Here is a 20,879-nt window from a genome sequence, read left to right as displayed (position 1 = left end):
CATGCCGATTAACAAAGACCTCAAAAAAATCCTGGTGATTGGTTCCGGTCCAATCGTCATCGGTCAAGCGGCCGAGTTCGACTATGCCGGTACACAAGCTTGCCAGGCACTGAAAGAAGAAGGCGTGGAAGTTGTACTCATCAACAGCAACCCGGCAACCATCATGACTGATACCAACATGGCTGACAAGGTGTACATCGAGCCGATTACACTCGACTTCGTAACTCAGATCATTCGTCAGGAACGTCCAGACGGATTGCTGCCTACACTCGGCGGTCAAACCGGTCTGAACATGGCCGTGGAACTGGCTCGTGCCGGTGTCCTGGAACGTGAAAATGTGAAACTGCTCGGAACACAGCTTACGTCCATCGAGAAAGCGGAAGACCGTGACCTGTTCCGTGATCTGATGCGCGAACTGGAACAGCCTGTACCTGAGAGTGTGATCGTAACGACACTCGAAGAATCCCTTGATTTTGCAAATGAGATTGGTTATCCAATCATCGTTCGTCCTGCCTATACGCTTGGCGGAACAGGCGGCGGGATCTGTGCCAGCGAAGAAGAATTGCGGGAAACGGTAGTAGCGGGTCTGCGTTACAGCCCGATTGGCCAATGTTTGGTCGAGAAGAGCATTGCGGGCATGAAAGAAGTCGAGTATGAAGTCATGCGAGACAAGAACGATAACTGTATCGTAGTTTGCAACATGGAAAACTTTGATCCGGTAGGCGTTCATACAGGCGATAGTATCGTTGTGGCCCCAAGCCAAACCCTGTCTGATCGTGAATACCAAATGCTGCGCTCGGCATCCTTGAAAATCATCCGTGCGCTCAACATTGAAGGTGGATGTAACGTGCAATTTGCACTGGATCCGCACAGCTTCCAGTACTATGTCATCGAAGTGAATCCACGGGTAAGCCGTTCCTCGGCACTGGCTTCCAAAGCAACCGGTTATCCGATTGCCAAAATGGCTGCCAAGATTGCCATGGGTTACACGCTGGACGAAATCGTAAACCCGGTAACAGGTCAAACCTATGCTTGCTTCGAACCAACACTGGATTATATCGTAAGCAAGATTCCCCGCTGGCCGTTCGATAAATTTGTTTCAGCGAACCGCAAGCTGGGGACACAGATGAAAGCGACAGGCGAAGTTATGGCCATCGGCCGTACGTTCGAAGAGTCGATTCACAAAGCAGTCCGCTCCCTGGAGATCGGTGTACATCGCTTGTATCTGAAGGAAGCAGAAACGCTGGATGAAGCTACGCTGAACGAGCGTCTGGTCAAAGCAGATGATGAGCGCATGTTCCTGATTGCGGAAGCGTTCCGCAGAGGTTATACATTGCAGCAACTTCAGGATCTAACCAAGATTGACTGGTGGTTCCTGGACAAAATTGAGGGTCTGATCGGCTTCGAAGATCGCATTCGTGAGGAATCCGAGTTGTCTTCCGAAACACTGTATCAAGCGAAACGCCTCGGATTCACGGACCGTGCCATTGCTGAGCTGCGCGCTGAAGGTCAACCAGGCAGCAAGCTGACAACAGAAGCAGAGGTAAGAGCACGCCGTGAGCAGGAAAACCTGCGTCCGGTATACAAAATGGTTGATACTTGTGCAGCCGAGTTCGAAGCAACAACGCCATATTACTACTCGACTTACGAAACCGAGAATGAAGTAATCCCTTCAGACAAGAAAAAAGTGGTCGTGCTTGGTTCCGGTCCAATCCGGATTGGTCAAGGGATCGAGTTTGACTATTCAACAGTTCACGCGGTATGGGCGCTGCAAAAGGCAGGCTACGAAGCGGTTATCATCAATAACAACCCGGAGACGGTGTCTACGGACTTCAATACATCGGATCGACTGTACTTTGAGCCTCTGTTCTTCGAAGATGTCATGAATGTGATTGAACAGGAACAGCCGGTAGGGGTTATCGTACAGTTCGGTGGTCAAACGGCCATCAACCTGGCAGCACCACTGCGTAATGCAGGTGTAACGATTCTCGGAACAGATCTGGAAAGCATCGATGAGGCAGAGGATCGCAAGAAATTTGAACGTCTTCTCTCCCGTCTGGAAATTGCACAGCCTAAAGGTAAAACAGTCATTTCCGTAGATGATGCGGTAGAGACGGCACAAAGCCTGGGTTATCCGGTGCTGGTTCGTCCATCCTACGTACTCGGTGGTCGCGCCATGGAGATTGTATACTCCGATGCCGAATTGCTGACATATATGGAACAGGCGGTTAAAATCAATCCGGAGCATCCGGTACTGATTGACCGTTACATGCTGGGTAAAGAGGTTGAGGTGGATGCCATCTGTGATGGTGAGACGGTACTGGTTCCAGGCATCATGGAACATATCGAACGCGCAGGGGTGCACTCCGGTGACTCTATCGCAGTTTATCCGCCACAGCACCTGTCCGAGGATTTGAAAGAAAAAATCGTCGATATCACGATCAAAATTGCAAAAGAACTGAAAACAATCGGTCTGGTCAACATCCAATTCGTTATCCATGATGGCCAGGTGTATGTCATTGAGGTGAACCCGCGTTCATCCAGAACTGTACCTTTCCTGAGCAAAGTAACGAACATTCCGATGGCGAACCTGGCAACACAAGCGATCTTGGGTGTGAAGCTGAAAGACCTCGGCTATGTTGACGGTCTGTGGCCTGAGTCGGATCACGTATCGGTCAAAGTTCCGGTCTTCTCCTTCGCGAAGCTGCGTCGTGTGGAACCAACCCTTGGACCTGAGATGAAATCCACAGGTGAGGTTATGGGTCGTGACCCGAATTACGCCAAAGCGTTGTTCAAAGGTCTCATTGGAGCAGGAATGAAAATTCCGGCAACCGGAGCGATTGTAGTTACTGTGGCAGACAAAGACAAAGACGAAGCAGTGCCACTGCTTGAAGGTTTCTACAGATTGGGTTACAAAATTATGGCTACCGGAGGAACGGCAGCTGCGCTTGAAGCAGCAAACATTCCGGTAACGACTGTGAACAAGTTGAGCGAAGGTTCGCCGAACATTCTGGACATGATCCGCAGCGGTGAAGCGAACTTTGTCTTCAATACACTGACCAAAGGCAAAACACCGCAGCGTGACGGATTCCGAATTCGTCGTGAAGCGGTAGAGAACGGCATTGTATGCATGACTTCCCTGGATACGATTCGTGCCCTGCTGATCATGCTGCAAACGATCAACTTCTCTTCGGAGGCAATGCCAGTCTTTGTAAAATAAAAAGGTACTGATGAAGGACATCAGTCAGCCTGCGGGCTGGCGGGATGTCCTTTATATCGGGCAAAAACGGAAAAAACAAGCATGTGGAAGGAGCGGACTGGATGAATCACCCTAATTTCAATGAAATGGCTGGCCGTTTAATGGTCGCCCTGGATTATCCTGATGCGGAACAGGCGCAGGAGCTGGTACAGGCACTAGAAGGCATTCCCTGTTATCTGAAAGTGGGGATGCAGCTGTTCTACGCAGCGGGTCCTGATTTTATCCGGGAGCTGAAAGCGAAAGGATACTCCGTGTTTCTTGATGTAAAAATGCACGATATCCCCAACACCGTTCGCGGTGGTGCCGAAAGTATAACCCGCCTTGGTGTGGACATGTTCAATGTGCACGCAGCTGGCGGTACGAGCATGATGCGTGCTGCACGTGAAGGAGCGGAAGCGGCCCTGGCTGCAAACCCTTCTCTATGCAGACCGGAGATTATCGCGGTTACCCAGCTTACCAGTACAAGCCAGGAAACGATGAACAGTGAGATCGGCATCGAGGGAAGTGTGGAAGCGGCAGTGGTTCGTTATGCTGGACTGGCCCATGAGGCGGGTTTAGATGGCGTAGTTGCTTCTCCGCTCGAGGTGCCGGCCATTCGGGCAGCCTGCGGCAGTGATTTTCACACCGTTACTCCGGGAATTCGGCCAGCAGGAAGTGGACTGGGTGACCAGACTCGTGTCCTCACACCGGGTGAAGCCATTGCCAGAGGCAGCCATTACATTGTTGTAGGCAGACCGATTACAGGTGCCTCCAATCCACGTGAAGCAGCAGAAACCATTTTGAAGGAGATGTTGAACGCATGATCGCACTGAACGAGATTCCCAACCACATTGCTTCCCAGCTTTTAAAAATTAACGCCGTGGCACTGCGCCCGCAGCAGCCGTTTACCTGGACTTCCGGTATAAAGTCTCCAATCTACTGTGACAACCGTCTGACGATGTCCTATCCGGAGATCCGCAATGATATTGCTGAAGCCTTCGCAACCATTATTCGTGAGCAATATCCTGATGCAGAAGTTATAGCAGGTACAGCAACCGCGGGTATCCCGCATGCAGCCTGGGTGGCTCAGAAGCTGGATCTGCCAATGGCCTACATTCGTGACAAAGCAAAAGGGCATGGCAAGGAAAACCTGATTGAAGGCATCATTACTGAAGGTCAAAAAGTGGTTGTTATTGAGGACCTGATCTCTACAGGAGGCAGTTCCATTAAAGCCGCAGAAGCGGTACGTGCAGCAGGTGCTACGCCTCTCGCCGTGCTTGCGATTTTTAGCTATCAGCTGGATAAAGGGGTAAAAGCATTTGAAGAAGCTGGCATTCAGCTGCAAACCCTTTCCAATTATACAGCTCTAATGGACGTAGCATTGGCTCAGGGGACGATCCAGGAGAGTGATTTTGAACTGCTCAAATCCTGGCGTGAAGATCCTGCTTCATTTGGTAAATAATATCATCTGCTTATCAACAACTTTTCGGTTGTAAACAGTATCAAAATTGTAATGTTTGCCGTCATAGAGGCAAATTCATGGAATAGGCAAGAAGCATCCCGCACTTTGGGATGCTTTTTTCGTTTGTTCATCAAAATATTAACTTTTTCCCGGCAACGTTGTAAAAAGCTTGTAACTTTTAGTTGGGATCGGTCGTTTATAATGCAGTGTAGTATGGAATAGATTTCTATTTTTAGTACCCTTAAAGAAATGAACGGGATGTTAAGAAAGGATGAGCGTGATTGCTGGCATGAAGAAGTTATTTTCCAGAACCAGATCTGCCAAAAGCCAGACGGGAGAGACTCATGCAGAGGGACAAGCGGAACAGCAGAACACAGCCGGGCAGGAGACCTTGGCATACATAAGTAAACCCGAAAGTCCTTCGAATAACTCACAATCCATGACCGATGGAACAAGCAAGGATGAGGTGGCTGTTGCAGCTGCCGAACCGGAAGCGAAGTCCAAGTCTGTGGCAAAAGCCAGTTTGCTGCCTCCATATGATGGGCCTGTGCTGGAAGTTCGCAATGTACATCGCAGCTTTCAGACGGGCAGCCGGATTATCCATGTGCTCAAAGGCATTGACATGGAAGTCAACCCGCAGCAGCTTGTCATGCTGAAGGGGAGATCCGGCTCGGGCAAAACGACTCTGCTTAATATGCTTGGTGGGCTGGATCAGCCTTCAAGTGGTGACATTTTATTTTCCGGACAGCCTTTGCAGGATTGGGGGGACCGGAAACGGACTGCTCTGCGGCGCAAGGAAATCGGCTTTATTTTTCAGGCATATGCACTGATGCCCTTGCTGTCGGCCTGGGAGAATGTCGAGTTATCGCTGCGAATGGCGGATGTGCCTCGTTCGGAATGGAAGGAACGGGTAGGTCATTGTCTGGATCTGGTCGGACTGACCAAACGGGTGAAACATCGGCCATTCGAAATGTCCGGGGGGGAACAGCAGCGGGTCGCGATTGCCAAGGCCATTGCGCATAGACCCCGACTGTTGTTAGCGGATGAGCCGACAGCCGAGCTGGATTCCAAGATGGGCGCACAGGTGATGGCCGTATTTCGCAATATTATTGAAGTGGAACAAGTAACGATATGTATGACGACACACGATCCTACGATTTTGGAGGTTGCGGACCATGTTTATGAAATGGCGGACGGCAGATTTATCAAGTAAAGGGGCCGCTCCGAAAAGGGGGAAACGTGCAGCACTTGTTGTGATTGGTGCAATCGTGGCTGCAACGATGACAGGCTGCTCATTGCTGCCGGCAGAAACAGAGGAAGAAGTACTTCCGCCGATTACACCGCCTACGATTTCCAAAAAGCCGGAATATGAAGTCCGGACAGAAACACTGGAGAAAAAGGTTAGCGGCAGCGGCAAAATGATGAGTCAGCGGGAAGAAAAGGTGTATTTCACGCTGGACGGCATGCACATCAAGGAATTGAATGTGAAGCCGGGGGATAAAGTGAAAAAGGGTCAGCTCCTCGCCGTACTTGATGTGGAGAGTGTGGAGAAGGAAATTCGAGCCAAGAAACTTCAGATTCGGAAATCGGAAGTGCAAATGAAAGAAACACTTCGCAAGCGTGACGAAATGGATCCGGTGGAATTCGAAGAAGCCACCATAGCATTTGAAGAGCTGCGCCAAGAACTAGCTGATCTGGAGGAACAGATTGGCAAAGCGACGCTGACCGCTCCCTTTGGCGGAACGATTATTGCGGTCCAGGTGGAGAAAGGCGCAGCTGTCAAAGCCTACGATCCAATTGCAACCATTGCAGATACATCGAATCTGGTTGTAGCAGCTACGTTTGCGAAGGAAGATCTGGAAAAGTTCTCAGCTGGCATGAAAGCAGATGTGGACATCAACGGAGCAGGCAAGGTTTCTGGCAGAGTTAAAGTAATGCCTGTCGCTCAAGCAACTGGAAATGGAAGCGGAAACGGTGAAGGTAGCGGCGAAGGCGGAACGCCTCCGGTCAAAGAGACCCTCGACCAATATGTCATCGTCTCTCTGACGAAAATGCCCAAGGGCGTGGAACGCGGAACCCCTCTAACGGTATCCATTGTAACCCAGCGTACGGAGGATGCCATTGTCATACCTGTCTCGGCGCTGCGCTCCATCGGTTCCAGAACGTACGTACAGGTCGTTGAGAGCGATGGCAGCAAACGTGAAGTGGACGTTGAAGTGGGACAGCAGACCTCTACGGATGTTGAGATTCTGAAAGGTCTGACCGTTGGACAGAAAGTGGTGGGCCGCTAATGGGGCTGCCATTGCTCAGGCTGTTGTTCCGCAAAATGTGGAACACCCGTTGGATGACATTCAGCACGCTGATCGGACTGATTGTGGCGGTTGCGTTCACCGTCAGTATTCCGATGTATGCCGATGGTGCGTTGAAACGGGTGGTGGCACAGACCCTGCAGGATAACAGTGAGGGGTTGCCTGCAGGTTCATTGCTTATGAGTTATCAGGCACCGGGTGGAGTCAAGACAGACACACGCGGTCTCGATGAGGTGGATCGTTATATTCGTGAGGATGTGCCTCGTGATATCGGTTTTCCGTTCCATACGTATGTAAACTCTAGATCCATTCGCAGTACGGAGGTGAATCCGGAGGATCCAACCAAGGTGGATGCCAGTCGGGTTCGAAGCATGACGCTTGGCACGATGAGCGGACTAGACGCACAGGTGAATTACTCTGCCGGTGTGAAGCCGGGCAATCAGGTCAAGGATGACATTATTGAAGCCGTCATGCTGGAGGAAGGCATGTATCGGAATGATCTGCATGTCGGAGACATTCTGGAATACCCGGTGTACAGTGGACTGGATATTACACTGCGTGTCAAAATCACCGGTTCCTTCAAGGCAGATGATCTGAACAGCCCGTATTGGGTTCAAGGATTTGATGGCATGATGAACGGTCTGTATGTGGATGAGTCGGTATTTAACGATGTTTTATTGAAGGAAAAAGGGATTCCGCTTCAGAATTCGCGCTGGTATTATGCGTTTGATCTGAAGGAAATTCAAACCAGTCAGCTGCCGGGTCTGACTTCCATGCTGGAACGGCTGGATATTGATCTGTACCAGCGGCTTAAGGATACGAAGGTGGATATCACCTTTGGCGATCTGCTGAAGCAGTTCCGCAGTCAGAGTCTGCAACTGCAGACGATGTTATTCACATTGGCAGCGCCGATGATTGCCATGGTCTTTTATTTTATTGCCATGAATGCCAGGCAGTCACTGCAGAAGCAGGAAAGTGACATTGCGGTATTGCGAAGTCGCGGAGCTTCTGCCCGGCAGATTTTCTCCCTGTACCTGCTTGAAGGTATCTTTCTCGGGGCAATTGCTCTGGTGATCGGACCCATGCTGGGTTGGTTCATGGCTAAAAGCATCGGATCAGCCAGTGGATTCCTGTCATTCGTGGATCGGAAATCGATTCCAATTGGTGTATCAAAAGAAGCCATTCTGCTTGGCCTTGTGGCAGTGCTCGTAGCCATCATTGCTTCACTCATTCCGGCAATAACCTATGCACGAGCGACGATTGTTTCGGCCAAAAGACGTCAGGCACGTACGGATCGTGCTCCGGTATGGCAGCGCTGGTTCCTGGATATTGTACTGCTGGGTCTCGCTGGTTATGGATACTACCTGTTCTATGAGCGTCAGATGTTAACTTTCCAGACGGGTATGACGACAGATCAGCTGCAGGTACAGCCATTCCTGTTTTTTGTACCTGCACTGGCCATCTTTGCACTGGGTCTGTTCTTCCTGCGGTTATTCCCGTGGATATTGAAACTCATACAGTTGATCGGGCGCAAGTTTTTGCCGGTTCCGCTGTACTTGACCCTGACGCAGCTGTCACGTTCATCGTCGTCATACTATCCATTGATGATTCTACTTGTCTTGACTCTCGGGCTTGGTGTGTACAACTCGGCTGCAGCCCGGACGATTGATCTGAACTCCACCGAGCGTACGCTGTACCGTTACGGCTCCGATGTGATCATGCAAACGGTGTGGGAAGGGACTCCCGAGGTTAAACCCGGGGGTTCCGGTCAAAATGGCGGATCAGGTGGAGGCCAACAAGGTGGTGGAAACGGTGGCGGTGGCGGTTCTGCTGGGGGCGGAGCTTCCGGTGGAGGCAATGGTGGTGGCACCCCAGGTGGGGGCGGCGGAAACTCACAGCCATCCAAAGTCATCTATTCCGAACCGCCATTCGAAGTATTCCGCAGGCTGGACGGTGTGGAACATGCAGCAAGAGTGCTGCAGACGAAAGGGAATATCATTGTATCCGGCAAATCCGGCGGCCAGGGCATGCTGGTCGGGATTGATAATGTGGACTTTGCTAAGGTGGCTTGGTTCCGTAACGATCTTTTCCCTGCACACCCCTATAAGTATCTCGATTTGTTGGGCAAATATGAAGGTGCGGTTTTAATCTCCTCCAAATTTGCCGATAAGTTCAAGCTCAAAACCGGGGATTTGCTCTCCATCGGTGTTCAGGGACAGGCGATTGAATTTGTGGTGTTTGGCATCATTCCTTACTGGCCTGCCCAGTACCCGGATCAGACGCCATTCTTTGTGGCCAATCTGGACTATATCTATGATCAGGTGCCTCTGACCCCTTATGAGGTTTGGCTGAAAATGGAACCGGATGCGAAGGTTGCACCATTGATGGAGAAACTTGCGGCGGAGGGCATTGAGCTATCGTCCGTACGTGATGTGCGTACAGAATTGGTATCCCAGGGCAAACATCCGTCACGTGGCGGTGTGTTCGGCATACTGAGTCTGGGCTTCCTGGTGTCGGTCATTATCTCCCTGATCGGATACATCCTGTACTGGTTCTTCAATCTCTCAGGACGTGTCGTGCAGTTTGGGGTGTTACGGGCCATGGGATTATCACGTGCACAGCTGAGCGGTATGCTGCTCCTTGAGCAAGTGTTTACCGCTGGACTATCCATTCTGCTCGGGATTGGAATCGGCCAGGTATCCAGTCGTCTGTTCCTGCCATTCCTTCAAACGACGGACAATGTATCTGCACAGGTGCCTCCGTTCCGGATTGTGTTTGAAGAACAAGACATGCTGCAGCTGTATGGCGTGACGGTGGTCATGCTGGTAGTTGGAGCAACAATGCTGCTGTGGCAGATTCGCAGACTGCGGGTTCACCAGGCGGTCAAAATGGGAGAGGAGAGGTAAACGTGATCCAATGCGAAGGACTTGTGAAAATTTTTAAATCCAGCGATGTGGAAGTCGTTGCCCTTCAAGGTCTCAACCTGACCGTCAATCAAGGTGAAATGATGGCGATCATCGGCAACAGCGGCAGTGGTAAATCCACACTGCTTAACATTCTTGGGGGGCTGGATCGCCCGACAGCCGGTACCGCAGTTGTGGGAGACTGGGACTTGCTCAAAATGACGGATGCCCAACTGGTAGAGTACAAACGTCATACTGTAGGTTTCATTTGGCAAAATAACGGACGTAACCTGCTGCCTTATCTAACGGCCCTGGAAAATGTGGAAACACCCATGATTCTTGGGGGCAAGCGGGATCGCGCCTATGCGATGCAGCTGCTGGAATGGGTTGGTCTCAAGGACCGGATGCACAACAAGCTGCATCAATTATCAGGGGGAGAACAGCAGCGGGTGGCTATTGCCATCTCGTTATCCAATCGTCCCAAAATTTTGCTTGCCGATGAACCAACAGGCTCGGTTGATTCCGAGACATGTGATACGATCATGAACATATTTCGCAAGATGAACAAGGAACTGGGCGTTACGATCGTCATCGTTACCCATGACTTGACGCTTGCCGGCAAGGTGGACCGAATTGTAGCCATTCGTGATGGCTTGACCAGTACCGAATTTGTGAAGCGCAATCCGAATCTGGATGATGAACATGGACTATCTGAAGCAGGTGCGCCGGATATCCATGAAGCCTTTGTCATCATAGATCGGGCGGGACGCCTTCAGGTACCCAAAGAGTATTTGGAGGCACTGTCCATCGACAATCGGGCAACATTGGAATTTGACGGTGAACGCATTGTGATCACACCGCCAAGATAAATTTGAGGGGGAATTGGGAGATGAAGAACAGGTTTTGGGGAAAACGTGTGCTGGCCGTACTGGCTACAGCCAGTCTGGCATTGCCGCTAATTGCGGGCTGTACAGCAAGTGAGGCCAAGGATACAGAGCAGCGTGTATTGCGTGTGGCTACGTTATGGGGAAACCAGGATGATAGTTATTTCCGCCAGCAGTTTACCGATGCGTTTGAATTGACACATCCGAATGTCACGATTGAAGTGGTGGCCGCAGTAGACCAGGGAAGCATGTATGGTTATGGAAATCAGGAAGAACAGCAGGAAATGCCGGATAGCCTGGAAAATCTCAAGAAAATCATGACTGGGGATAATCCCGTAGATGTTGTCGTGGCTGACACGGCTACGATCAAATCACTCATCCAGGAAAATATGGTAAAACAGCTTGATCCGCTGATCCAGGAGGATAAATTCGATACCAGTGATATTGTGCCAAGTGTCCTTGAAGGCATCAAGGATTTGGGTGATCAGAGTATTTACGCACTGACACCGACCTTCTCTTCGTCCGCCCTGTTCTATAATAAGGCGATGTTCCAGAAAGCAGGCGTAGAGCCGCCAACAGACAATATGACTTGGGATGATATTTTCAACCTGGCAACACGTCTTACAAAAGGTGAAGGCAAGGACCATGAGTTTGGATTCTCCTTCACAACATATCAAGGGGGTTCCCCATACTACTCCATGCAGCAATACTATAATTCTTTGCAATTAAAAATATTTGATGACAAAGCAGAGAAAATGACCGTTGATTCGCCGCAATGGGAGAAAGTATGGAGTACCATCAGCAAACTCGCTATCGATAAAGTCATTCCTAAAGGGGACGAAGCACAGGATCAGGATCCAAACGGGCGTTATAACCCCCTTCAAGGCGATCTGTTCCTGAGCAGCAAGGCAGCCATGGTAATTGGGGATTACAGCTACATTAACCAATTGATTGATGCCAACAAAAATGCAGATAAAATGGAAGGCTTCACTAAGGTAGACTGGGACGTAGTAACTCCTCCAGTTCACCCGGAAGCACCCGAAATCGGGGGTAACATCTACTTGAGTAGCCTGATGGCGATCAACAGTTCGGCTCAGAATCCGGATGATGCTTGGGAATTGATCAAGTATATGAACAGTGAAGATTGGGCGAAGATCAAGGCGCGCAGCAGCTACGAGATGGTATCACGTAAAAGCTTCATTAAACCGAAGGACGGTATGGATTACAATATCCAAGCGTTCTATACACTGAAGCCTGTGCCTCCGACCAATACGAACCTGGATAAACTGTACCAGAAAATGCCTAGCCTCTGGCAGGTGAGCGAAAAAGGTATGGAATACTTCACTCAGGTACTTGAAAACAAGAAAACACCAAAAGAAGCGCTGGGCGAGTGGGCAGCCAAGGGTAATGAAATGCTGGAGAAATTGAAGAAAGATCCCAAGGCTACGTTCTAAAAGCCTATTACATTTTTAATTTTATTTATGCAGTATTATAAAAAAAATAGTCGCTGGGGTTTTGAGTCCTCTTGCGGCTATTTTTTTTGAAATTGGGGTACTCTACAATAAGCAGAGATGAAACATAACTTTCGGAAAGGAAGAGAAGGATGCGCTGGGTATATTTCAGCAAGCTATATGCAACCAAATTTCAGGCGGGATGTCTTGCCAAACGCATGGAACAGGATGGGTGGATTTACGGTCATAATGAGCCAGCGGAAGTCGAGGTGTACCGCTCGAAAAAAGGAAGATACGGCGTACGTTTTATTCCCTGACATTACCCCTTGACTTATTAGGATGTAATGGTGTATATTAATTAAGTCGCTGTTTTAATATTTTTTACTGACGCGGGGTGGAGCAGCCCGGTAGCTCGTCGGGCTCATAACCCGAAGGCCGCAGGTTCAAATCCTGCCCCCGCAATTTAGTTTTACTTGGATGATTCACAGCCATCATCTGCACGTTATATATTATGTCTAGGGCCCTTAGCTCAGTTGGTTAGAGCGGTCGGCTCATAACCGATTGGTCGGGGGTTCGAGTCCCTCAGGGCCCATTCTCTTAAAACCCTTGCGCAGCAAGGGTTTTTTTCTGTTCTCTTTTAAGGATGAACGACAGAACATAGGGAAATGAAATTGCTGCTAATTCTATTCCACTGCCTTCAACAATTCTACTGAATTATTTCTAACGTTGCCTACATCCCTGGAGACCTTGTATGCCCGCATTTCCGAGGCTTTGTATGGCTTCAGCAGACCAAGCAGGGAAGAAACATCGTTATGGCTTCTTTCCAACCATTCACCTTCATCCTGCGGTCGTAAGATAACCGGCATGCGGTTGTGTATACCTGACATCAACTCATTAGGTTCCGTCGTAATAATTGTACACGTGCTTAACTTGTTGCCTTCCGGGTCTACCCAAGTGTCGTATAATCCAGCGAGCGAAAAGATGCTTTCGTCCTTCAGCAGAATGCGGAGTGGCTGATTTTGGGTTCCTTCCTTTTTCCATTCGTAGAAACCATTCGTGGGAATAATACAACGTTTGGAGCTAATGAGGTGTTTGAATGAGGGCTTCGTGTCTATGGTCTCTGCCCGTGCATTGATCATTTTGTTTCCGATTTTGTCATCTTTGGCCCATGCAGGGACCAAGCCCCAGCGGAGAGAACCCAATCGATTTCCTTGTTTGCTTCCAATAATGGTTGGAATGTATTGCATAGGTGCTGCATTATAATTGGGTTGGTATTCGAAGTCATCACTTATTGAAGCCATATACCTGTCCATTAATTCCTCTATAGGATCAACAATTGTAAATCTGCCGCACATACAAATCACCTCCTCAAGTATCATTATCATATTTAATCATACATTTAAAGGATTAAACACGGAAATAATTAGATGGGAAGTATCATTGTAAATCTAGTTTATAATCAATGCCTTTTTTTGCAAAAATCATTGTCTGTCCATGCCATCGCTATACTCTCGCATATACTATCCTATTCCAACAATAGGAGGTAGATTTCATGAGTCAATTTATTGATGCGAGAACTTCGCAGAATGCCAGCTTGGCAAACTCCATTTCCGTACCTATACTAGTTGTTAACACGCCCCAATTATTTGGACAGATCGGTTTGATAACGACTGCCGGCATCGGAGCGAATCCGCGTGTACAAATGAAAGGAACGGTTTCCGTACAGCTTCCATTGGCACTCGTAGGAATCACAATTACAGTTGTTCGTGGTACTGCTCCAACAGACCCTATCATTTATTCCGCAACGTCCACATTCAGCTTAAGTGTTCTGGCACCTCAAGTTATTACTTTCTCCGCGGATGATTTTAATCCACCGGTTCTGCCGCAACTGACGTACACCGCTTTTATCAGCTCCAACTTGCTGGGTACTGTTCGTGTAGGTCCTGAGAACTTCGATGGAGCACTGTACTCGGATTAATAGCCAGACGTTCTTGCCTACTGGATGATTATAAAAAAAGGTTGTCGTCTAACGATAATTGAAGTTTGTGTTTGTCGATGCCTGCCTGTTAAGGCGGGCTTTTTTTGTAATGGGAAGCTGTCTTCCTGGGATCGTGTAATGTTTATGATATAATGAGAGCCAATGAATTTATGGACAGAAGGCGGGTTTTATATCACATGATGGAAAACGAAGGACAGCGCTTCCGCTTCAGCGAAGCTCCGGTATGGGATTGGCAGCGGGCGTATTATGAACAAAAAGGGTTGAAGGCTTGGACGGATAATCAGGTTCCGCAATACATTACGAGCAATCCCATGATTGCAACTGCGTATGCGGAAATGATCTTTGGGTTTCTCCAAGACCTGGCTACCAAGGGGAAAACAACAGAGACAGTAACCATTCTGGAATTGGGAGCTGGTGTAGGTCGCTTGGCTTTTCAAATTTTGATAAAACTATGTGAGTTGAGGGACTACGCTGCAACAGAGCTGCCTTCCTTCCGTTATATAATGACGGATCTCGCCTCAGACAATGTTTTTGGCTGGAAGAACCATCCGTCCATGCAGTCTTTTATTCAGCAGGGACTGCTTGATTTTGCGCAATTTGATGCCATGCATGACACGGAACTGAACTTGACGGTAGCAAGTACGGTAATCCGCCCGGGTGAGCTGAAGCAGCCGTTACTGATCATTGCGAACTACTTTTTTGATAGCATCCCTCAAGAGTTGATCTATGTTGGTGAAGGCAAAATTTATGAATGTGATGTGATGATCTCCAACGCTGACAGCTCCTCGAACCTTCAGCCTGTTGAAAGGTTGGAGAACATGCAGCTGAGTTATGCCTACCGCCCTGCGCCCGAATACAGTGCAGATACCTATCCGTACAGGGATGTCATCTCACTTTACCAGGAGGAACTGGAGGATTCTCATATTCTGTTTCCGGCAGCCGGACTGGCCTGTCTTGATCGTTTGGAGACGCTATCCCAATCAGGGTACGTATTGATAACAGCTGATAAAGGGGATCATCGACTCGATAACTGGAAGTTTGCAGAGCCGCCTGAATTTGTTCTTCATGGAAGCTTCTCGTTAACCGCGAATTATCATGCAATTCAACACGTTCTGGAGCAGCGTGGGGCCTATGCTTGTTTTACTTCACATCATTACAAAGATCTTAATATCGGATGTATGTTGATGGTGAAAGAGCCCATGAGTTATGTGAATACGAGGCTCGCGTATCTGCGGGAAGTGGAGCGTTTTGGGCCGGATGATTTTTTCAGTATAAAAGAATGGTTCGACCACCAGGTGAGCAGGATGGAACTCAAACAGCTCTTGCCTTTTTGGCGTTTGGGCAGGTATGATGCCGAATTTTTGATACATAGCGCTCAGCGAATATCCGATCTTCTTCCTGATGCGAGCGATGAAGAGATGCTCGATATTCAGCATGGTATTCATATGATGTGGTCTTCCTATTACTCTATGGAGCAGATGGGGGATATTGCATTTCTGTCAGGGCAATTGATGAATGAAATGGCGATGTATGAGGACGCCAAGCATTTTTTGGAATTGTCTCTTCAAGCCGATGGATTGAAACACAACCCGGCAGTATTATACGATTTGGCAGTTTGCTGTTATGAACTGGAACTGGAAGAAGAGGCGTTGGATTATACCCGTAAGGTGCTGGCTATGGATCCGGATCACGAAGAAGCGCATTCCTTGCTTCAAAGTTTTGAAAGCTGATGATCGTTCTGTGTATCATCAGCATCCTCTAATTAAGGAGGATTACTTCGAGATGTGGTTACGGATCCAAGCTATGATGGACAAGCGCTATGTGATAAACTAGAACACAGATATAGTAATCACATTCTTTAACTACATACCACGTGAACTGTAAAGGTAATTGTTTTTTTACACGTTGTGTAATAGACAGTTACTCTTGAAGCGATGTGCAAAAAGCAGTGACTCTGCTGTGCAGCCTTTAAGCCGGTTTCGTACCTACTCAGGTATGAACCGGCTTTTATTGATGAATGGGGGACATGAGATGAAGATCATGATTGGGCAACCGAAGCTGGAACAAGCACTTGTACAGTTGGAAGAAGAACTGAGATCCCATCCTGAAGTGGATATTCTGTTGTATCCGGAGGGATACCTCAATCAGAATGTGGAAGAGGCATGCAGGTTGGCTGCGAGATATGAAACGATGATTATATCGGGGCACCGTAGATTGGACGAACGACCCAAGGATCGAACCATCATCATCAACAAGGCAGGGGAGATCGTTCTCGAAAAGGCAAAGTACACGCCTGCTGCATTGATTGTGGAACAGGGCTGGACCATCAGTACGTTGTTGTGTGACGAGATCGTGCTGCAGGGTTTTCGGAATGAGCATATTGGACATGTGCATATAATCATGCACTCCATCGGTGTCGGGATGTTCAGTGAGGAGCAATATGTGGAGTGGCTGGAGAAGGCGCGGCAGATTGCCATGACTGAGCAGTCTATTATCATGGGAACAAGTCATGCGGACGGATCTTACCGGGATTGTGATACCAGTATTCCAATAGCCTACTGCATTGCGCCTAATGGTGAAGTCCTCCTGCAGTCGAGAAATGATACACGAACCCGGATCATTGATCTGGAGTTGATTGGTATAGAGGATGGAGGCAAGGCAGCAACTGGAACCAGTGTGAACATCAGTGTACGTCACATGGGGAAATCCGTGTAGGAATGGGCGCTGCAGATTGGGGAGATGCCCGGTCATTTGTGCTGAATTGGCATATGTTATGGCATACCTTGAAATTCAAAGGAGGCCAATCAAATGAGTCATGTTGGATACGGTTGTGGTAATGTTGGAGGAGTAGGGCATGGTATGTGTACTTCCACAGCTGCAATTCTGGTACTCTTCATCCTGCTCGTCATCATCACAAAATCGTTCTGGTGTTGAGTCACATTTAGTTAGAAATGGATGGTTACACCAAGCTCCGCTGAAATTTCGGCGGGGCTTTCCTGTGTCAGCGAAGTGAGTAACAACGAGTCTTTCATTTGACAACCGAAAACAATGTGCTTAAAATCACATAAGAGACTAAATTTAGAGATTGAAGGGATCGTAATGCCGTTTATTCGCTTTAGAGGATTCACAGGTCATCAACTGGAGGAAGTTGTTCCCCGGATCACCGAGCAGATGGCTCTTATTTCCAATATTCCACAAGAAAGAATGAAGGCAGAGCGTTATGATGTACAAGCTCTTACGCCATCTCCCGCATCGGTAGAAATTTTAATGTTCCAGCGTGATCAGGACGTTCACAATCGCATCGCATCTTCCATCCATGGTATTCTGGCAGACGAAGGCCTTTCAGATGCTCATATTTTCTTCAACATCCTGTCCCCGACTTTATATTACAAGCAAGGCAAGCCGCTAACCGATTACCCGTTGGATTAAATATTGCTAAGACCAGTGCATGGTTTGCAAAATAAAATGGCTGTTCCGCCTGTGTTCGGAACAGCCTGGGACGAGCAGAAATCTGCTCGTCTTTTATTTTATCCAGGAAACACCTGTACCCTCATCGGAACTGCTCTGCTGGCGTACTTGGTTCAATCCGAACATGCAGAGTGCAGAGATGACCAACAGGGCTCCGCCGATGAAGTAGACTTGCCTCACACCAAACTGATCTGCAACAAATCCGAAGAAAAGGGCCGACGAGCTCATGGATGCAGTCAGGAGCATGCTTCGAGCTGCATATACATCGGACAGTGATGCTGTAGGAACCGTATTTTGAAACGCATTCTGTAGTTCGATTTCCCGTATCTGGCCAGCGGAACCTATGAAGATACTCAGTACAAGTGCCAGCCAGGGAAGGCTGTTTAACCCGAAAGCCAGGGTCGATAGGGTAAAGAGAAGCGAACTGACAGCCATGCTGGAGATCAGATGTCGCTGACCAAGTAGTGTCAGACTACGTGTGAGAAAAATTCCGAGGATGGCGCCGGCAGCGTAACTCGAATGGATGAGGCCCCACCAGTGCACCCCTTGTCCAAGGGATTCTTGGACAAAAGCGAGTGTAATGGCACCGACCCAGATGGACCCGGCCAGTGCTTTTAATACATCCACGTAGGTAAGTAGCCGCAAGGTGCGCTTGTTCCGTAACAGAAACCAGCCTTTCCGCAGCATGACTCGTTTGACATGGGTATTATCCGCTTGTCCCACTATTTCACTCGATAGCAAGGCAATGGCGATCATCAAAACCAAGTTGGCCCACGACATGGCAACAGCTGCCCAAAATGTCTGTGAAGCTCCCCAGTGAAAGACGACAAAGCCCGTTATCGCATATCCAACCATTGTTGCGGTTTGATTGGAGAAGGTTAGCAGGTTGTTCGCCTTCACGAGTTCCTCGCCTTGAGCGAGACGTGGGGGTAAACTGTCAAGGATGGGGGATTCCCAGCCCTCCAGAAAGGAAAGAACAGTGATGATAACCAGTAAGACAGGGATATGTACAGTCAGATAAGCCAATGAGATGCCGATTCCGGTGAGTATGAAAGTCTTCGCTACAGCAATGCCGATGATGAATTTGGCGAAAGAAAAACGGTTCACAAGCCATGGAGAGGTCACGCCTGCCACGATACGTACAGTCATCTGAATAAAAGGAAACAGTGCGGCATAGAGCACCGAGCCAGTCTGACCGTAGATCAGTAAAGTCATAACCATAATATATACAACTTGAATAAAGGATAGGAGTGTCTTGGCAGCCCAGTATGGATAGAAAGTGATGTTCATGCATAGATGCCCTTTCACGAATCATATATATTCACTACATATAAATAACAATACTAATAGTAATGGGACGGAGGGCAACGCACCACAAATAAAATTATCATATTCTCTTCATTGATAGCTCAAAAAGCAGTTATCCACGTGGATAACTGCTTCGTTAAGTATAGGATACCTTTAGGCGGCTACAAGTGTAAAAGCGATAAGCAGCATGACTAGACTGGTCATTCGGGTGAACGTCATGTAAGGCTTGCTCGGCTCGGACTCTCCCCTGGAAATCCATCCATAGCGCAAATACCATCCAAACTTGGGGAAGCACAGATTGATAATGCAAAGTGTCATGAAAATAAAAAAGAGGGTTCTCATGCCCGATCTTCCTTCCTTGTTTTGCATGACCCGGATTGATATTAACGACGTCTGCGTCTGGTGAAGAAGAACAATACCAGAATAACGATAATAACGATCAACAGAAATTTCATGATGTTTTCCTCCTGACGGATTGGTGTGAGTTATTCGTATTTACCCACGAACCACATCATTTGAATAACTGTGTTACAATTAATTATATTGATTTCGGTTGATCAAAGACCTAATTATTATATGATGATATATGTACTTACCGGAACGGACCATACGAAACAGGAGGGGAAGCATGAGCATACAAAATCGGCACTCCATACCCATTCAGTGGGAGTTTTTGATATCAAAACTTAAATCTTCCGTAACTGTGGTCGACGCCACCTCACCAGAACTGCCTTTGATATTCGTCAATGAACAATTCACGGCTCTTACCGGGTATACCTTCGAAGAAGTGGTTGGACAAAACTGTCGATTTCTTCAGGGCAGAGACACGAATCACGAAACCGTAAGCAGGATTCGTGAGGCTATCAAGCAGCGGGAATCCATTAAAATCGATATTTTAAATTATACTAAAAGCGGTCAGCGATTCTGGAACGAATTGAACATTGATCCCATTTTTGATGATGAAGGACAGTGTCTCTTTTTTGTTGGCATCCAATACGATATTTCTGAACGGAAATATGCCGAGGAGCAGCTTCGTAGGGCAGCCAAATTGGCGGAGATGAACAGCAGGGGGCATCTGGAGTTTATCGGGAAATTAAGTCATGAACTGCGCACACCACTTAATGGAATTATGGGCATGATCGAGTTAACGAGCATGGGTGAAATCAGTGAGGAGCAAAAAGAATATTTGGAGCTTGCCCGTCAGTCGGGTGAAGCCTTGCTGAACATTGTGAATAACAGCCTCGATATGGCAAAGCTGGGGCGCGGTAAGATGAAAGTTGAACAGATTGAATTTCAGCCGCTCAAACTCGTTCAACAGATTGTTAGAACGCACGAACCTGCGGCTGAACAGAAAAAGATTCATTTGCGTTGTCAAGCTGATATGCAGGTGCCAGATGTTTTGATCGGAGATCCTCTGCGATTGCGTCAGGTATTGGATAATTTGCTGAGCAATGCAATTAAATTCACCGAACAAGGTGAGGTGTTACTGCAGCTGGATGTGAAGGAACAGCATGGAGACGAGGTTACCTTGGTGTTCTCCGTAAGTGATACGGGAATCGGTATTCCGGAAGAGAAGATCAATCAGTTGTTCGAAGCGTTTACCCAAACGGATATCTCTCATGCTCGCAGATTCGGTGGCAGCGGACTGGGATTGACCATCTGCAAGGAACTGCTTGAATTGATGCAAGGGGACATAACGGTAGAGAGTGTGCAAGGACAGGGTACACAATTCCATGTTACACTGCCGCTGTTGCGGCAGCAGGTTATTCCGCACGTGGGATAACAGTCTGGTAGAAGTGAACGTTGAGGACAGTTCGGAGTTGCTGCGGACTGTCTTTTTGGTATTGTTTCGCGAAC

General features: G+C 48.2%; 18 protein-coding genes and 2 tRNA genes. 17 read left to right on the top strand and 3 right to left on the bottom strand.

Annotated features, from left to right (window positions below; translation table 11 throughout):
* The first annotated feature begins 1 nt into the window (after position 1).
* From carB to AB3N00_RS16895, 11 genes are all read left to right on the top strand, one after another.
* Positions 2–3,220 carry a carbamoyl-phosphate synthase large subunit gene (carB, locus tag AB3N00_RS16945; protein WP_413035631.1) on the top strand — a complete coding sequence of 1,073 codons (3,219 nt, stop codon included), beginning with the start codon at positions 2–4 and terminating at the stop codon, positions 3,218–3,220.
* Between the two features lie 101 nt (positions 3,221–3,321).
* On the top strand, positions 3,322–4,062 hold the full coding sequence (pyrF, locus tag AB3N00_RS16940; protein WP_413036060.1) for an orotidine-5'-phosphate decarboxylase: 741 nt from the start codon (positions 3,322–3,324) through the stop codon (positions 4,060–4,062).
* On the top strand, positions 4,059–4,700 hold the full coding sequence (gene pyrE, locus AB3N00_RS16935; protein ID WP_413035630.1) for an orotate phosphoribosyltransferase: 642 nt from the start codon (positions 4,059–4,061) through the stop codon (positions 4,698–4,700). Before pyrF ends, pyrE begins: the two co-directional genes overlap by 4 nt.
* Before the next feature lie 439 nt (positions 4,701–5,139).
* Positions 5,140–5,913 carry an ABC transporter ATP-binding protein gene (locus AB3N00_RS16930; RefSeq protein ID WP_413036059.1) on the top strand — a complete coding sequence of 258 codons (774 nt, stop codon included), beginning with the start codon at positions 5,140–5,142 and terminating at the stop codon, positions 5,911–5,913.
* Positions 5,876–6,991 carry an efflux RND transporter periplasmic adaptor subunit gene (locus tag AB3N00_RS16925; protein ID WP_413035629.1) on the top strand — a complete coding sequence of 372 codons (1,116 nt, stop codon included), beginning with the start codon at positions 5,876–5,878 and terminating at the stop codon, positions 6,989–6,991. The genes AB3N00_RS16930 and AB3N00_RS16925 overlap by 38 nt, the downstream gene beginning before the upstream one ends.
* Positions 6,991–9,915 (top strand): ABC transporter permease, encoded by a 2,925-nt coding sequence (locus AB3N00_RS16920; protein WP_413035628.1) that lies wholly within the window; start codon positions 6,991–6,993, stop codon positions 9,913–9,915. Before AB3N00_RS16925 ends, AB3N00_RS16920 begins: the two co-directional genes overlap by 1 nt.
* Before the next feature lie 2 nt (positions 9,916–9,917).
* Complete coding sequence (locus AB3N00_RS16915) at positions 9,918–10,781, top strand: ABC transporter ATP-binding protein (protein WP_175397568.1); 864 nt, start codon at positions 9,918–9,920, stop codon at positions 10,779–10,781.
* A 20-nt stretch (positions 10,782–10,801) separates the two neighbouring features.
* Positions 10,802–12,250, top strand: a complete 1,449-nt coding sequence (locus AB3N00_RS16910; protein ID WP_413035627.1) for an ABC transporter substrate-binding protein — start codon at positions 10,802–10,804, stop codon at positions 12,248–12,250.
* Between the two features lie 149 nt (positions 12,251–12,399).
* Entirely contained in the window at positions 12,400–12,564 is a 165-nt protein-coding gene (locus tag AB3N00_RS16905) for a hypothetical protein (RefSeq protein WP_413035626.1), read from the top strand.
* 71 nt (positions 12,565–12,635) lie between these two features.
* Positions 12,636–12,709: transfer RNA gene (locus tag AB3N00_RS16900), tRNA-Met, on the top strand.
* A gap of 56 nt (positions 12,710–12,765) precedes the next feature.
* Positions 12,766–12,839 (top strand) — tRNA-Ile (locus tag AB3N00_RS16895).
* A gap of 91 nt (positions 12,840–12,930) precedes the next feature.
* Here the strand turns inward: AB3N00_RS16895 and AB3N00_RS16890 are convergent.
* The gene (locus AB3N00_RS16890) at positions 12,931–13,602 is read right to left on the bottom strand and encodes an SOS response-associated peptidase (protein WP_413035625.1); all 672 of its coding nucleotides are present in this window, start codon (positions 13,600–13,602) and stop codon (positions 12,931–12,933) included.
* Positions 13,603–13,799: 197 nt separating this feature from the next.
* Here AB3N00_RS16890 and AB3N00_RS16885 point away from each other — a divergent pair, with 197 nt between their 5' ends.
* From AB3N00_RS16885 to AB3N00_RS16865, 5 genes are all read left to right on the top strand, one after another.
* The gene (locus tag AB3N00_RS16885) at positions 13,800–14,225 is read left to right on the top strand and encodes a hypothetical protein (protein WP_413035624.1); all 426 of its coding nucleotides are present in this window, start codon (positions 13,800–13,802) and stop codon (positions 14,223–14,225) included.
* A 197-nt stretch (positions 14,226–14,422) separates the two neighbouring features.
* The gene (locus AB3N00_RS16880; RefSeq protein ID WP_413035623.1) at positions 14,423–15,976 is read left to right on the top strand and encodes a tetratricopeptide repeat protein; all 1,554 of its coding nucleotides are present in this window, start codon (positions 14,423–14,425) and stop codon (positions 15,974–15,976) included.
* A 301-nt stretch (positions 15,977–16,277) separates the two neighbouring features.
* Positions 16,278–16,961 carry a hypothetical protein gene (locus tag AB3N00_RS16875; protein ID WP_413035622.1) on the top strand — a complete coding sequence of 228 codons (684 nt, stop codon included), beginning with the start codon at positions 16,278–16,280 and terminating at the stop codon, positions 16,959–16,961.
* A gap of 93 nt (positions 16,962–17,054) precedes the next feature.
* Positions 17,055–17,180, top strand: a complete 126-nt coding sequence (locus AB3N00_RS16870) for a YjcZ family sporulation protein (RefSeq protein ID WP_413035621.1) — start codon at positions 17,055–17,057, stop codon at positions 17,178–17,180.
* 165 nt (positions 17,181–17,345) lie between these two features.
* Positions 17,346–17,675 carry a DUF1904 family protein gene (locus AB3N00_RS16865; protein ID WP_413035620.1) on the top strand — a complete coding sequence of 110 codons (330 nt, stop codon included), beginning with the start codon at positions 17,346–17,348 and terminating at the stop codon, positions 17,673–17,675.
* A 93-nt stretch (positions 17,676–17,768) separates the two neighbouring features.
* Here AB3N00_RS16865 and AB3N00_RS16860 read toward each other — a convergent pair whose 3' ends face one another.
* Positions 17,769–19,004 carry an MFS transporter gene (locus AB3N00_RS16860; protein ID WP_413035619.1) on the bottom strand — a complete coding sequence of 412 codons (1,236 nt, stop codon included), beginning with the start codon at positions 19,002–19,004 and terminating at the stop codon, positions 17,769–17,771.
* Between the two features lie 171 nt (positions 19,005–19,175).
* Positions 19,176–19,364 (bottom strand): DUF6199 family natural product biosynthesis protein, encoded by a 189-nt coding sequence (locus tag AB3N00_RS16855; RefSeq protein ID WP_413035618.1) that lies wholly within the window; start codon positions 19,362–19,364, stop codon positions 19,176–19,178.
* Between the two features lie 286 nt (positions 19,365–19,650).
* Between AB3N00_RS16855 and AB3N00_RS16850 the strand changes: the two genes are divergently transcribed.
* Positions 19,651–20,805, top strand: coding sequence for an ATP-binding protein (locus tag AB3N00_RS16850; protein WP_413035617.1), 1,155 nt, complete (start codon positions 19,651–19,653; stop codon positions 20,803–20,805).
* The last annotated feature ends 74 nt before the right edge of the window (positions 20,806–20,879 follow it).

The organism is Paenibacillus xylanilyticus (genome assembly GCF_047246825.1).
Taxonomy (GTDB): Bacteria; Bacillota; Bacilli; order Paenibacillales; family Paenibacillaceae; genus Paenibacillus; species Paenibacillus xylanilyticus_B.
The sequence above is the reverse complement of the archived record's forward strand: the minus strand, read 5'-3'. Positions and strand labels throughout refer to the sequence as shown.

Coding starts and splice junctions, on each gene's coding strand:
- carB (WP_413035631.1), top strand. CDS start 2: ATGCCGATTAACAAAGACCTCAAAAAAATCCTGGTGATTGGTTCCGGT.
- pyrF (WP_413036060.1), top strand. CDS start 3,322: ATGAATCACCCTAATTTCAATGAAATGGCTGGCCGTTTAATGGTCGCC.
- pyrE (WP_413035630.1), top strand. CDS start 4,059: ATGATCGCACTGAACGAGATTCCCAACCACATTGCTTCCCAGCTTTTA.
- AB3N00_RS16930 (WP_413036059.1), top strand. CDS start 5,140: ATGACCGATGGAACAAGCAAGGATGAGGTGGCTGTTGCAGCTGCCGAA.
- AB3N00_RS16925 (WP_413035629.1), top strand. CDS start 5,876: ATGTTTATGAAATGGCGGACGGCAGATTTATCAAGTAAAGGGGCCGCT.
- AB3N00_RS16920 (WP_413035628.1), top strand. CDS start 6,991: ATGGGGCTGCCATTGCTCAGGCTGTTGTTCCGCAAAATGTGGAACACC.
- AB3N00_RS16910 (WP_413035627.1), top strand. CDS start 10,802: ATGAAGAACAGGTTTTGGGGAAAACGTGTGCTGGCCGTACTGGCTACA.
- AB3N00_RS16905 (WP_413035626.1), top strand. CDS start 12,400: ATGCGCTGGGTATATTTCAGCAAGCTATATGCAACCAAATTTCAGGCG.
- AB3N00_RS16890 (WP_413035625.1), bottom strand. CDS start 13,602: ATGTGCGGCAGATTTACAATTGTTGATCCTATAGAGGAATTAATGGAC.
- AB3N00_RS16885 (WP_413035624.1), top strand. CDS start 13,800: ATGAGTCAATTTATTGATGCGAGAACTTCGCAGAATGCCAGCTTGGCA.
- AB3N00_RS16880 (WP_413035623.1), top strand. CDS start 14,423: ATGATGGAAAACGAAGGACAGCGCTTCCGCTTCAGCGAAGCTCCGGTA.
- AB3N00_RS16875 (WP_413035622.1), top strand. CDS start 16,278: ATGAAGATCATGATTGGGCAACCGAAGCTGGAACAAGCACTTGTACAG.
- AB3N00_RS16870 (WP_413035621.1), top strand. CDS start 17,055: ATGAGTCATGTTGGATACGGTTGTGGTAATGTTGGAGGAGTAGGGCAT.
- AB3N00_RS16865 (WP_413035620.1), top strand. CDS start 17,346: ATGCCGTTTATTCGCTTTAGAGGATTCACAGGTCATCAACTGGAGGAA.
- AB3N00_RS16860 (WP_413035619.1), bottom strand. CDS start 19,004: ATGAACATCACTTTCTATCCATACTGGGCTGCCAAGACACTCCTATCC.
- AB3N00_RS16855 (WP_413035618.1), bottom strand. CDS start 19,364: ATGAGAACCCTCTTTTTTATTTTCATGACACTTTGCATTATCAATCTG.
- AB3N00_RS16850 (WP_413035617.1), top strand. CDS start 19,651: ATGAGCATACAAAATCGGCACTCCATACCCATTCAGTGGGAGTTTTTG.